The sequence below is a fragment of the Peristeroidobacter soli genome, from assembly GCF_004138485.1.
Taxonomy (GTDB): domain Bacteria; phylum Pseudomonadota; class Gammaproteobacteria; order Steroidobacterales; family Steroidobacteraceae; genus Steroidobacter; species Steroidobacter soli.
In genome coordinates this window covers 508,056-521,590 of record NZ_RYEV01000005.1, presented here as the reverse complement: position 1 = coordinate 521,590, position 13,535 = coordinate 508,056, and the positions used below count along the sequence as shown (strand labels likewise).

The 13,535-nt window shown below is 63.3% G+C and carries 12 protein-coding genes; all 12 read right to left on the bottom strand.

What is annotated here, in order from left to right:
* Nucleotides 1–14 precede the first annotated feature (14 nt).
* The 12 genes from galU to gyrA all read right to left on the bottom strand — a co-directional run bounded on the left by galU (nucleotide 15) and on the right by gyrA (nucleotide 13,470).
* Complete coding sequence (gene galU, locus EKO19_RS23845; protein WP_129779249.1) at nucleotides 15–908, bottom strand: UTP--glucose-1-phosphate uridylyltransferase GalU; 894 nt, start codon at nucleotides 906–908, stop codon at nucleotides 15–17.
* A 121-nt stretch (nucleotides 909–1,029) separates the two neighbouring features.
* On the bottom strand, nucleotides 1,030–1,329 hold the full coding sequence (locus EKO19_RS23840; RefSeq protein ID WP_129779247.1) for a ComEA family DNA-binding protein: 300 nt from the start codon (nucleotides 1,327–1,329) through the stop codon (nucleotides 1,030–1,032).
* 126 nt (nucleotides 1,330–1,455) lie between these two features.
* Nucleotides 1,456–2,646 (bottom strand): tetratricopeptide repeat protein, encoded by a 1,191-nt coding sequence (locus tag EKO19_RS23835; RefSeq protein ID WP_129779245.1) that lies wholly within the window; start codon nucleotides 2,644–2,646, stop codon nucleotides 1,456–1,458.
* Entirely contained in the window at nucleotides 2,636–2,926 is a 291-nt protein-coding gene (locus EKO19_RS23830; RefSeq protein ID WP_129779243.1) for a LapA family protein, read from the bottom strand. The genes EKO19_RS23835 and EKO19_RS23830 overlap by 11 nt, the downstream gene beginning before the upstream one ends.
* A 29-nt stretch (nucleotides 2,927–2,955) precedes the next feature.
* On the bottom strand, nucleotides 2,956–3,360 hold the full coding sequence (locus EKO19_RS23825; protein WP_281281112.1) for an integration host factor subunit beta: 405 nt from the start codon (nucleotides 3,358–3,360) through the stop codon (nucleotides 2,956–2,958).
* On the bottom strand, nucleotides 3,356–5,035 hold the full coding sequence (gene rpsA / locus EKO19_RS23820; RefSeq protein ID WP_129779241.1) for a 30S ribosomal protein S1: 1,680 nt from the start codon (nucleotides 5,033–5,035) through the stop codon (nucleotides 3,356–3,358). The genes EKO19_RS23825 and rpsA overlap by 5 nt, the downstream gene beginning before the upstream one ends.
* A 129-nt stretch (nucleotides 5,036–5,164) precedes the next feature.
* A complete protein-coding gene (cmk, locus tag EKO19_RS23815) occupies nucleotides 5,165–5,848 on the bottom strand; it encodes a (d)CMP kinase (RefSeq protein ID WP_129779239.1) in 684 nt (227 codons plus the stop codon).
* Nucleotides 5,841–7,160 (bottom strand): 3-phosphoshikimate 1-carboxyvinyltransferase, encoded by a 1,320-nt coding sequence (gene aroA, locus EKO19_RS23810; protein ID WP_129779237.1) that lies wholly within the window; start codon nucleotides 7,158–7,160, stop codon nucleotides 5,841–5,843. Before aroA ends, cmk begins: the two co-directional genes overlap by 8 nt.
* 69 nt (nucleotides 7,161–7,229) lie before the next feature.
* On the bottom strand, nucleotides 7,230–8,393 hold the full coding sequence (pheA, locus tag EKO19_RS23805) for a prephenate dehydratase (protein ID WP_129779235.1): 1,164 nt from the start codon (nucleotides 8,391–8,393) through the stop codon (nucleotides 7,230–7,232).
* A 63-nt stretch (nucleotides 8,394–8,456) separates the two neighbouring features.
* Nucleotides 8,457–9,656, bottom strand: coding sequence for a phosphoglycerate dehydrogenase (locus EKO19_RS23800; RefSeq protein ID WP_129779233.1), 1,200 nt, complete (start codon nucleotides 9,654–9,656; stop codon nucleotides 8,457–8,459).
* A 22-nt stretch (nucleotides 9,657–9,678) separates the two neighbouring features.
* The gene (serC, locus tag EKO19_RS23795; RefSeq protein WP_129779231.1) at nucleotides 9,679–10,761 is read right to left on the bottom strand and encodes a 3-phosphoserine/phosphohydroxythreonine transaminase; all 1,083 of its coding nucleotides are present in this window, start codon (nucleotides 10,759–10,761) and stop codon (nucleotides 9,679–9,681) included.
* 39 nt (nucleotides 10,762–10,800) lie between these two features.
* Nucleotides 10,801–13,470, bottom strand: a complete 2,670-nt coding sequence (gyrA, locus tag EKO19_RS23790; RefSeq protein ID WP_129779229.1) for a DNA gyrase subunit A — start codon at nucleotides 13,468–13,470, stop codon at nucleotides 10,801–10,803.
* Nucleotides 13,471–13,535 lie beyond the last annotated feature (65 nt).

The following is a 13,535-nucleotide window of genomic DNA, read 5'->3' as shown; positions in this document are numbered from 1 at the left end:
CTCTGAAACAAAAGTTACTTCGGCGGCAGCGTCGCCGCGAGGTTGCGCAGATAGTCCTGGAACTTGGTGCCCAGGGCTTCGTGCTTCAATCCGTATTCGACGGTGGCTTGCAGATACCCGAGTTTGCTGCCGCAGTCGTAGCGTTTGCCTTCGAACTCATAAGCAAACACGCTCTCCTCGTCGAGCAGATCGGCGATCGCGTCGGTGAGCTGAATCTCGCCGCCGGCGCCGCGGCCGGTGTTTTCGAGCTTCGCGAAAATGGTGGGTGACAACAGATAACGGCCGACCACCGCGAGCGTCGACGGCGCGTTCTGCGGACGCGGCTTCTCGACGATCTGTTTCACTTTGCTGACCCGGCCATCGCGCTCTTCGGTCGCGACGATGCCGTACTTGTCGGTTTCGGTACGCGGCACGGTTTCCACACCGAGCACGCTGCCGCCACGCTCTGCGTACACTTCGGCCATCTGACGCAGGCACGGCGTCGGCGCATCGATCAAGTCGTCGGCGAGATGCACGAAGAAAGGTTCATCGCCGACCACCGGCTTGGCACACCACACGGCGTGACCCAGACCGAGCGGCGAGGGCTGGCGAATGTAAATACAGCTGGCCCACGACGGCACGATGTCCTTGAGTGCCTTGAGCAGGTCGTGCTTATTCTGCGCCTCCAGCGCTTCTTCCAGCTCGTGGTCGGAATCGAAATGATCTTCGATGGCGCGCTTGGAGCTGCCGGTGATGAACACGAGCTTGCGCGCGCCGGCGGCGAGCGCCTCTTCGGCGGCATACTGGATCAGCGGCTTGTCGACGATCGGCAACATCTCCTTGGGGCTCGCCTTGGTGGCCGGCAAGAAGCGCGTGCCGCGCCCCGCCACCGGAAATACTGCCGTTCTGATCTCGTTCGTCTTCGCCACTGCACATCTCCGCGTTGGGTACTTAGGTGCGGCCCCGATGATATCGCAAGCGGCCGACGCGGGAGGGGTGACAAAAGGCCCGGTCGCTGGTGACCGGGCACAGTTCACGCTACTGCCCTGCTCAGCTGCCCTTGCGGGGGCCGGTTGTCGCCGAATCCATACGGATATTGACGCGGTTTCGTTCCAACGTTTTGGCACCGATGCCCTTGATCTTGCGCAGCTCGTCGGCGCTCTTGAAGGCGCCGTTCTTCTCTCGGTACTCGACGATGTCCTGCGCCTTGCTGAGCCCGATGCCCTGCAGCTCCTTGGCGATGGTGGCGGCATCGGCGGTATTGATATCCACCGGTCCGGCCCAGACCGCCGCCGGTAACAGACTGCAGATCAGCACCTGCACCGAGCGCCTCACGAAATGACTCGACATGATTCTCTCCTTGAATGGTTTGCCGTTGTCGGCGGCGGAGAGTGTCGGCCGGAAGGGGTGGCGAAAGGTGCTCGATATCTGGGGAAAACGCCCCGCAATCGGTCGATTATGGGTACGGAAATGTGCTCAGCGGCGATACATGCCGGGCGCCAGGTCCAGCAATGCCACGGGCGCGAACGCGTCCCAGCTGCGGCAGCCGGGGCATTGCCAGAAATGCGCCGCGCTCGCGAAGCCGCAGTCCACGCAGCGATAGCGTTGGGTGCGCCGGAGAATCCGGCCGAGCGCGGTTGCCAGCGCGGTGCATTGCTCCGCCGTCAACTGTGAGGGATCGCCGCTCGTGGCGCTCACAATTTCGCCCAGCGTGGGATCCTCCCGCAGCAGGTCGGGCAAACACTCGCGGACGAAGGGTTCCTGTTCCAAGCCGGCCACGATGGCGGCGTATGCAAGCTCTGCACGGGCCACCGGATCAGGTCGCATCCACGCGCGAAAACGACGCTCGATCTCAACCGCATCCGTTCCGCGCATCGCACGCATCACTCGCGGCAGCGCCAATGTCAGCAGCTTCGGATGCAACTCGACCGCGCGCTGACACAGCAAAGCCGCCAGCTCCGGCTGATTCATATCGAGCGCGATGTCGGCGCGAATCAATGCGCCGCGAGGAAAGTTACGTTGGGCATCCCGGGCGTGATGCAGTTGTTCGCGAGCGCCGGTGAAATCGCCCTTGGCACGCATTTGCTCCGCGAGCTCACAGTGGTAGTGAGCGATCGCGGTCGGATGCTCGGCAGAGGCGACCGCGACGAGCTTGCGATACGCCACGATGGCCTGCTCCCAATCGCGCTGCTGCTCGTAGATCCGTAACAGATATCGCAATGCCTGCACGTGACGGCCGCCGCCGTCGGCGAGCTGTAGAAACAAACGTTCGGCGCGATCGAACAGGCCGGCGCGAAAGTAATCCTCGCCCAGAGCAAACATCGCGTGCAGACGATGGTCGTCGCTCAACGACGGCCGCGCCATGATGCTTTCGTGCACGCGAATCGCCCGTTCCACTTCCCCCCGGCGGCGATACAGATTGCCCAGCGCGAAGTGAGTTTCGACGGTGTCGTTGTCGACATCGGCCATGCGCAGGAATACTTCCAATGCCTTGTCCGGCTCTTCATCGAGCAGGAAGCTCAGGCCCCGGAAATATTCTTCGGAGAGCCGGTTCGGTTCGGGAGGGGTCGCGCCGGCGCTGGCACGGTAGCGTCCGAATAGCCAGCCGGCAGCCGCGGCGACGAACAGCGCGACGATCAGCAATAGGGACGGCGGGTCAGCCGGCATTTTCCCCGGTCGCGGCGGCGGCCCGGGCGCGCTGCTCGGCCAGGCGCAAAGCGCGTCGCAGCCGGCCACGCTCGTTCAGCAGCTCGGCCACCCAGTAGACGCGCCAGATCAGCCCCGCCACCAGCCCGGCGACGAAGGCCACCACCAGCGCCAGTCCCAGCGGAGTTGCGATCTTGAGGAACGCCAGCTCCACTTCGACACGATCGATGTTCATGGCGCTGACGAACAGCGCCACCAGCGCGGCCAGCGCAACGGTGAAATAGAAAACGACGCGGGACATGGTCCCTAGTCTAAGGGAATCGACAAAAATTAGTCGCGGATCGGACTGTCGGCGCCGTCGTTCACGCGCTCGCGCAGGTCCTTGCCGGGCTTGAAGTGCGGCACGTACTTGCCGGATAGCGCCACGGTCTCGCCGGTCTTGGGATTGCGACCCTGGCGAGGCGGACGGAAATGCAATGAAAAGCTGCCGAAGCCGCGGATCTCGATACGACCGCCCTGCGCGAGGGCATCGCTCATGATCTCCAGCACCTGCTTCACCGCCAGCTCCACATCCTTGGCTGGCAGATGTTTCTGCTTGGCTGCAATGAGCTCGATGAGTTCCGATTTGGTCATGCTCGGGCCCGTTGTTGTTCTTCCACAGAACCTGAGGCGACATACACGGCGGTGGGATGCCCCACCGCCGTGCCGCTGACTGTCGCGGAGGACAAAATCAATTGTCCTGGTTGCCGCCGATGTGCTCCTTCAGCAGGTCGCCCAGGCTGGTGCCGGCCGAGGTCTCGCTGGTGCGGTAGTTGGATACCACTTCGGCTTCCTCGTGAATCTCCTTCGCCTTGATCGACAGAGCGATGGTGCGGCTCTTGCGATCGACGTTGGTGAAGCGGGCTTCCACTTCCTGATCGACCTTCAGCACGGTACGCGCATCTTCCACGCGGTCACGCGACAGCTCGGACGCACGCAGGTGGCCGTCCACGCCGCCGCCGAGGTCGATGATCGCGCCCTTGGCGTCGACTTCGCGGACCTTGCCCTTGACGATGCTGCCCTTCGGATGATCGGCGATCCAGGCCGAGAACGGGTCCTTCGCCAGCTGCTTGATGCCCAGCGAAATGCGTTCGCGCTCCGGATCGATCGACAGCACCATGGCTTCGACCTGCTGACCCTTCTGGTAGTTGCGCACCGCCTCTTCGCCCGGGATGTCCCAGGAGATATCGGACAGGTGCACCAGACCGTCGATGCCGCCGGAAAGGCCAATAAAGATGCCAAAGTCCGTGATCGACTTGATCTGACCGCTGACCTTGTCGCCGCGGTTGAAGTTGTCGCCGAAGTCCTTCCACGGATTGCTCTGGCACTGCTTGATGCCCAGAGAGATACGACGACGCTCCTCGTCGATGTCCAGCACCATGACTTCCACTTCCTGGCCGATGTGCACGACCTTGGAGGGATTCACGTTCTTGTTGGTCCAGTCCATTTCGGACACGTGCACCAGGCCTTCGACGCCTTCTTCGATTTCCACGAAGCAGCCGTAATCGGCGATGTTGGTGACCTTACCGAACAGACGCGTGCCGGTCGGGTAGCGGCGGCCGATGGCCTGCCACGGATCGTTGCCCAGCTGCTTGATGCCGAGGCTGACGCGCTGACGCTCGCGGTCGAACTTCAGGATGCGCACGTCGATCTCGTCGCCGACGGTGACCACTTCCGAGGGATGCTTGACGCGCTTCCACGCCATGTCCGTGATGTGCAACAGGCCGTCGATGCCGCCCAGGTCCACGAACGCACCGTAGTCGGTGAGGTTCTTGACCGTGCCCTTGACGACCGCGCCTTCCTGCAGCTTCTCCAGCAGCTCCGAACGCTCGGCGCTGTATTCCTGCTCGACCACCGCACGACGCGACACGACCACGTTGTTGCGCTTCTGGTCCAGCTTGATGACTTTGAATTCGAGGGTCTTGCCTTCGAGATACGAGGGATCGCGCACCGGACGCACATCGACCAGCGAGCCCGGCAGGAACGCGCGGACGAAGTCGATTTCGACGGTGAAGCCGCCCTTGACGCGGCCATTGATGATGCCCTTGACGATCTCCTGCTTCTCGAACGCCTGTTCGAGACGCGACCAGGTGCGGGCGCGCTTGGCTTTTTCGCGCGACAGACGCGTTTCGCCATTGCCGTCTTCGACGCTGTCGAGTGCGACTTCGACGTCATCGCCGACTTGGACTTCGATTTCGCCGCGGTCGTTCTTGAACTGCTCGACCGGGATGACGGCCTCACTCTTCAGGCCGGCGTTGACGAGCACCACGTCGGGCCCGACTTCGACCACTCGGCCGGTGAGGATGGCGCCTGGCTTGATCCGTTGGGATGCCAGACTCTCTTCGAACATCGACGCAAAACTTTCGGTCATGAGTATTTCCAGGGCCACGTGGGCCCGCGTGTTTGTCCTGCCGGCATCCGGTCCGACGAGGGGTTGTTGCATCAAGCCGCGCATCCGGCGCAGCGCCAAGAAATCGAAACAAACGCTTTCAGCTGGGAATCAGAGCCCGAAGCGCGCGGCGGCCAGTTCCAGAACTCTGGCCAGGACGGCGTCAATCGTCATCGAGGTGGAGTCCACGATCTGCGCGTCATCCGCGGGCTTTAGCGGGGCGATCGGGCGGCTTGCGTCGCGTCGGTCACGCTCGGCGATGTCCAGCGAAAGGGCGGCGAGGTTAGCATCGAGGCCCTTGTCTTTCAACTGGTTATAACGCCTGCGCGCGCGCTCTTCGGCGCTGGCCGTCAGGTATATCTTGAGGCGGGCGGACGGAAAAACCACGGTACCCATGTCGCGCCCGTCGGCCACCAGCCCGGGAGCCTGTGCAAATGCACGCTGACGCTCTAATAAGGCCGCACGGACGCCCGGCATCGCCCCCACCTGGGAGGCGCCCTCGCCGGTCTGCTCGGTCCGGATGGCCCGGCTGACCTCCTCGCCCTCCAGCCAGATCTGCTCGCCCCCATCCGAAGCCAGGCCGAATCTGACATCCAGCTGCTCGGCGACCCGTTGGTGACCGCTCTGGTCGTCCTGAGCCAGGCCTTTGCGCAACCCGGCGAGCGCCACCAGCCGATACAGCGCCCCACTGTCCAGCAGGTGCCACCCCAACTGGTCGGCGACCCGCCGCGCGATCGTGCCTTTACCCGAGCCGCTCGGGCCGTCGATGGTCAGGATCGGAGTGGGATCAGCCATGCACGGTGACGTTCAGCCCCGCCGAGGCGGCGGTGCCGGGGAAGTCCGGGAACGAGGTGGCGACATTGGCCACATCCAGAATCTTGATCGGAGCGGCGGCGCGCAAGCTGGCCACCGAGAACGACATAGCGATCCGGTGATCGCCATGACTGTCGACGGTGCCGCCGGAGAACACCTTGCCTTCCGGACGACCCTGAATGCGAATGCCGTCGGACAGCACTTCACAGGTCACGCCCATCGCCTTCAGGCCCTCGGCCATGACAGCAATGCGGTCGCTTTCCTTCACGCGCAGCTCCTCGGCACCGGTGACGATGGTCTCGCCCTGCGCGCAGGACGCGGCGACGAACAGCACTGGGAATTCATCGATCGCCAGGGGCACCAGATGTTCGGGCACATGAATGCCTTGCAATTGCGCCGGACGCACTTCGATGTCGGCGACTGGCTCGGCGCCCGCGGAGCGATGATTCACTACGCGCAGGTCCGCCCCCATCAGCGCCAGGATATCCAGCAGGCCGGTGCGCGTCGGATTGATGCCGACGCCGGTGATGGTCAGCACGGCGTCCTTCCTGGGATTGATCGAGCCTGCGACCATGAAGAAGGCTGCGGAAGAAAAATCTCCCGGCACTTCCAGCGTGCACGCTTTCAGTTGCGTGGGCGGCGTCAGCGACACTTCTCCGTGCGCGGCGTCGACCTGGCAGCCAAAGCTCAGCAACATGCGCTCGGTATGATCGCGCGTGATCGCAGGCTCGATGACCGTCGTCGGCGTGTTTGCATACAAACCGGCGAGCAGCACCGCGGATTTCACCTGGGCACTCGCCACGGGCAATTCATAACGAATGCCTTTCAACGTCGCGCCGCCCGTGATTTTCACCGGCGGTTTACCGTCGAGCGTCGCGATCTGCGCACCCATTTCGCGCAGCGGCTTCGCGGCGCGTTCCATCGGACGCTTCATCAGCGAGGAATCGCCGATCAGCTCGCTGTTGAAGGACTGGCCGGACAACAGACCGGTCATCAGGCGCATCGCCGTGCCGGAGTTGCCCATGTCGAGCGCATGATTCGCCGGCTTCAAGCCGCGCATGCCGACCCCATGAACGCGCACGGCCTGCGGGCCGATCTGCTCGATTTTCACGCCGAGCGCGCGCATCGCTTTCATGGTCGACAGGCAATCTTCGCTTTCCAGAAAGCCGGACACCTCGGTCACGCCATCGGCGATGCTGCCGAGCATGAGCGAACGGTGTGAAACGGACTTATCGCCGGGCACGCGGACCGCGCCGGAAACGCCAGAAACGGGCTCGACTATGTAATGCGACATCTAGTTTTACGGGGTCACCGGCTCGGCGGCGCCGAGCCTCAGGGCGCCCAGTCTACCCTCATTCCGGCCTTACAGCACCGCGGCCGGGTACGAGCCCAGCACTCGAAACAGAGTGGACGCTTTGCGCAGCTCATCCAGCGCCGTGGACAGCGGCGGCTGCTCGGCATGGCCGATCACGTCGATGAAGAACACATAATCCCATTTACGTTTGCGCGACGGCCGGGATTCGATGCGGGTCATGGTGATGTCGTTGTCCGCCAGCGGCCCCAGCAACCGATGCAGCGCGCCGGGCGACTGCGTGTCGCCGGCCGAGACTAGCAAGGTGGTTTTGTCCTGGCCGCTGGCGCTGAACAGCTTGCGACCGACGACCAGGAAGCGCGTGGTGTTATCGGCCGTGTCCTCGATTTCCGGAACGAGCACGCCGAGGTTGTAAACCTCCGCCGCCGCCTCGCCGGCAATCGCCGCCGTGCCGTCCTCATCGCGGGCCCGGCGGGCTGCCTCGGCATTGCTACTGACCGGCACGCGCTCGATGTTTGGAAGATGCTCATCCAGCCATTGCCGACACTGCGCCAGCGACTGCGGATGTGAGCAGACACGCGAGATTTTCTGCAGCCCTTTCATGCGGCCCATCAGATGCTGACGAATGCGCAGCTCGATCTCGCCGCAGATCTTCAGCGGCGAATTCAGAAACATGTCCAGCGTGTGATTGACCGTCCCCTCGGTGGAATTCTCGATGGGCACCACGCCGAAGTCGGCATGACCGGCCTGCACTTCCTCGAATACTTCGCTGATCGCCGGCAGCGGCAGCGCCCGCACCGAATGGCCGAAATGTTTCAGCACCGCCTGTTGGGAGAACGTGCCCTCCGGACCGAGGAACGCGATCTTCAGCGGCTCCTGCTGGGCCAGACAGGCGGACATGATCTCGCGGAACAGCCGCACGATCTCGTCGTTGCGCAGCGGGCCTTTGTTTCGCTCGATGGCATTGCGCAGCACCTGCGCTTCGCGCTCGGGCTTGTAAAAGTCCGCCGTGCTCATGCCCTCACCGCGCTTGGACTCGCCCACCTGCTGGGCAAAGCGGGCGCGCTCGTTCAGCAACTCGTGGATGTGCTGATCGATCGCATCGATCTGCTGGCGGATCGAGCTCAGCTCGGCCGGTACCGACGCCGGAGCCTTTCTGGCTGCCGCTTTTTTGGAGACGGCCTTGCGAGAGCCGGCCTTGGGAGTGCGCTTCATTGTGAGACAGTCGTGCTCGAGGCTGAACGGGTTTTCAGCCCGTCATTCTGCCAGCCTCGACGGTCACAACGCACGCACGTTCAATACGCCCTCGATCTTGCGCAGCTGGTCCAGCACCCCGGCGGGCACCTGACCGTCCACATCGATCAACGTATAGGCCAGCTCGCCGCGGGATTTGTTGAGCAGATCGGCGATGTTGAGTCGGGCGTGGGCCAGGGCGGTGGAGATCTGTCCGACCATGTTCGGCACGTTCTCGTTGGAGATCGACAGCCGGGTCGAGCTCGCGGTCCGGGGCAGCACCGCCTCGGGAAAATTGACCGAGTGACGGATGTTGCCGTTCTCGAGGAAGTCCTTGAGCGTGTCCGCGACCATGATGGCGCAGTTCTCCTCGGCCTCGCCGGTGGACGCGCCCAGATGCGGCAGCGCCACGATCTTCGGATGATGCTTCACGCCGTTGGTCGGGAAGTCACAGATGTAGGCGCCGAGCTTGCCGCTGTCGAGCGCTTCCACCACCGCCTTCTCATCGACGATGCCGGCGCGTGAAAAGTTGAGCACGACGCCGTTGTCTCTGAGCAGCCGGATGCGCGCGGCGTTCACGAAGCCGCGAGTCGCTTCGATCAAGGGAACATGCACCGTGACCATGTCGCAACGTGAGAACAGATCGTCCAGCGACAACGCCTGCTGCACGCCCGACGACAATTGCCACGCGCGTTGCACGGTGATTTGCGGATCGAAACCGAGCACTCGCATGCCAAGCAGATGAGCCGCGTTCGCAACCTCGACGCCAACCGCACCGAGGCCGATGACACCGAGCGTGCGACTGGGCAGCTCGTAGCCGACGTATTTCTTCTTGCCCTGCTCGACCGCGACCTCCAGCTCTTCATCCGAGCCTTTGAGATTGCGTGCGTAGTCCCAGGCCTGGCAGATATTGCGGGCCGCAAGAAATAAACCGGCGATGACCAGTTCTTTCACGGCGTTCGCATTGGCGCCCGGCGCGTTGAAGACTGGAATGCCGCGCGCGGACAGGCGCGACACAGGAATATTGTTGGTGCCCGCCCCGGCGCGGCCGACGGCAATGACGCTGGCGGGAAGCTCGATCGAGTGCATGTCCGCCGAGCGAACCAGCACGGCGTCGGGATTGCTCAACGCCGACGCAATCTCATATCTCTCCCGTGGCAGCCGCTCCAGGCCGCGAACGGAAATATTGTTCAGCATCAGGATTCGATAAGCCACATCGTTCCCCTCGACGCTCTGACCAGTCATTGGTCAGCAGTCACCAGTCACTTCATCCTGCGTGCTTGCGCTCGAACTCCTTCATGAAGCTCACGAGCGCTTCCACGCCCGCCAGCGGCATGGCGTTGTAGATGCTGGCGCGCATGCCACCGACCGAGCGATGGCCTTCCAATGTCACCAGCCCGGCGTCCTTCGCCTCGCTGGTGAACGTCTTGTCCAGCTCCGGCCGCGCCAGCGTGAAGGGCACATTCATCCAGGAGCGCGCATCGTGCGCCACCGGATTCTTATAGAACGACGAGGTATCGATGGCCGAGTACAGCAGCTCCGCCTTGCGCCGGTTGATCTCGCCCATGGCCTTCAGGCCGCCCTGGCGCTTCAACCACTGGAACACCAGACCCGCCAGATACCAGGCGTAGGTCGGCGGCGTGTTCAGCATCGAGCCTTCCTTCGCCATGGCGCCGTAATCCATGAACGACGGCGTGCCCGGACGGGCGTGACCGAGCAGGTCTTCTCGCACTATCACCAGCGTGAGGCCGGCGGGGCCGACGTTCTTCTGTGCACCACCGTAGATCAGCCCGAACTTGGAAACATCGATGGGCCGCGACAGCAAGGTCGAGGACATGTCGACGACCAGGGGCGTGCCGCTCTTCAGCTCGGGGACGAAATGAAACTCCACGCCACCGATAGTTTCGTTCGGCGTGTAGTGCAGATAGGCGGCGTTCTCGCTCACCTGCCAATTCGACAACAACGGAATCGAGGTGTACGGCTCGCCGGCATCGGCAGCCACATTCACCTTGGCGTAGGCTTTTGCCTCGCTGATCGCTTTCTTGGACCAGGCGCCGGTGTTCACATAGTCGACCGTGTCGCCGGGCTTGCTGAGATTCATCGGCACGCCGGCGAACTGGCCGAAGGCGCCGCCCTGCAGGAACAGCACCTTGTAGTTCTTCGGGATCGACAGCAGCTCGCGCAGATCGGCTTCCGCCTGTTCCGCGATGGCAATGAACGCCTTGCCCCGATGGCTCATTTCCATGACCGACATGCCGGTGCCATGCCAGTCGAGCATTTCCTCGCGCGCCTGCTCGAGTACTTCCTGTGGCAACACCGCCGGACCGGGACTGAAGTTATAGACGCGCATAAGACCCGAAGTAACCAATGACTACTGACTAATGACTGGTCAGGCAGAATCCGGAGCAGCGCCGCCGCCATCGTCGCCACCGGCATCGCCTTCGCCGCCCTCACCCTCGGCGCCTTCCGCGCCGGCTTCGCCAGCACCTTCGCTGACGATGCGCTCCAGACCGACCAGACGATCGCCTTCGTCGACCCGGATCAGGCGCACGCCCTGAGTGTTGCGACCTTGCACCGAGATTTCGTTGACCTGCGTGCGCACCAACGTGCCGCCCGAGCTGATCAGCATGATCTCGTCTTCCGGCTTCACCAGCAGCGCGCCGACCATCCGACCATTTCGCTCGCTGATTTGCAACGCGATCACGCCCTGACCGCCGCGACCATGGATCGGGAAGTCCTCGATCGCGGTCCGCTTGCCGTAGCCATTTTCGGACGCGGTGAGCACCATGCCCTGCTCATCGACGATGATCAGCGAGATGACCTCTTCGGCGGCGGTGGCCGGCAGCTCCGCGCCTTCAGCCGCTGGTGTCGGTTCCGGCAAGCGAATGCCTCGCACGCCGGCTGCCGTGCGCCCCATCGGACGCACGTCGTTCTCATCGAAGCGAATGGCCTTGCCGCCGCTCGAGCACAGAATGATCTGCTTGGTGCCGTCGGTGATGTCGACACCGACCAGCCGGTCGCCCTGCTCCAGCTCGATGGCGATGATGCCGGCCTGGCGCGGCCGCGAGAATGCTTCGAGCGACGTCTTCTTCACCGTGCCCGCCGCCGTGACCATGAACACGAATTTGTTTTCTTCGAATTCGTGGATGGGCAGCACCGCGTTGATGCGCTCGCCTTCCTGCAGCGGCAACAGATTCACAATTGGCTTTCCGCGCGAGCCCCGGCTGGCCTGCGGCAGCTGATACACCTTGAGCCAATACAGCTTGCCGGTGCTGGAGAAGCACAACAGCGTGTCGTGAGTATTGGCGACGAACAGCTTGTCGACGAAGTCTTCGTCCTTCATCGCGGTGGCGGACTTGCCGCGACCGCCGCGACGCTGCGCCTGATAATCGGTGACCGGCTGCGACTTCGCATAGCCGCCATGCGACAGCGTGACCACCACGTCCTGCTGTTCGATCAGATCTTCGATGGTCAGATCCGAATGATCGAAATTGATCTGGGTGCGACGCGGATCGGCGTACTTGGCCTTGACCTCTTCCAGCTCGGTACGAATCACCTGCAACAGGCGCTCGGGACGCGCCAGGATGTCGCTCAGGTCGGCGATCTGCGTCAGCAGTTCCTGGAACTCGGCGATGATCTTGTCCTGCTCCAGACCGGTCAGCCGGTTCAGGCGCATGTCCAGGATGGCTTGCGCCTGGACGTCGGACAAGCGATAGCCGCCTTCGACCAGACCGAACTCGATGGACAAGCCGTCCGGCCGGGAGACGATGTCGCCGGCCCGCTCCAACATCGCCGGCACCGCGCCCGACGTCCAGATGCGGCTCATCAACGCGACCTTGGCTTCAGGCGGCGTCGGCGACGCCTTGATCAAGGCAATGACTTCATCGATGTTGGCCAGCGCGACCGCCTGGCCTTCCAGAATGTGGGCGCGCTCGCGAGCCTTGCGCAGGTCGAACACGGTGCGGCGGGTGACCACTTCGCGCCGGTGCCGCACGAACGCTTCGAGCATCTCCTTCAGGTTGAACAGCTTCGGCTGGCCGTCCTGCAAGGCCACCATGTTCATGCCGAACACCGTTTCCATCGGCGTGTGCTTGAACAGTTTGTTCAGCACCACATCCGCGACTTCACCGCGCTTGAGCTCGATGACCACGCGCATGCCGTCCTTGTCGGACTCGTCGCGCAAGCCATCGGAGGCGATGCCCTCGACCACTTTTTCGCGCACCAGCTCGGCGATCCGCTCGAGCAGCCGCGCCTTGTTCACCTGATACGGCAGCTCGGTGATGATGATGGCCTGACGACCCTTGTCGTCTTCCTCGATGTCGGTCTTGGCGCGCACGTATACGCGGCCACGGCCGGTCAGATAGGCCGAGGCGATCTCGGCGGCGCCGTTGATGATGCCGGCGGTCGGAAAGTCCGGGCCCGGAATGATCTGCATCAAGGTCGCGATGGTGATGCTCGGATCGTCGATGAGGGCGATACAGGCCGTGACCACTTCGCCCAGGTTGTGCGGCGGAATGTTGGTGGCCATGCCGACCGCGATACCGGCCGAGCCGTTGATCAGCAGGTTCGGCACGCGCGTCGGCAGCACGACCGGCTCTTTTTCCTTGCCGTCGTAGTTGTCGACGAAATCGACGGTCTCGCGGTCGATATCGGCGAGCAGCTCGCTCGCAAGCTGCGTCATGCGGCACTCGGTGTAGCGATAGGCCGCCGGCGGATCGCCGTCCACCGAGCCGAAGTTGCCCTGGCCGTCGACCAGCTGGTAGCGCATCGAGAAGTTCTGCGCCATGCGCACCAGCGCGTCGTAAGCCGACGTGTCGCCGTGCGGGTGATATTTGCCGAGCACGTCACCGACCACGCGCGCGCACTTCACATACGGGCGGGAATAGACGTTATTGCTCTCATGCATCGCGAACAGGATGCGACGATGGACCGGCTTCAAGCCGTCGCGCACGTCGGGCAGAGCGCGCCCGACGATGACGCTCATCGCATAGTCGAGATACGACTGGCGCATCTCGTCTTCGAGGTTGACGTGCAGGATTTCGCGCGCGATTTCGGCCATGCGGAACTCGTCGAAGGAAGTGGCGAATCTTATCACATCGCGCGTCCAAAACAGGGCGTCCGGTG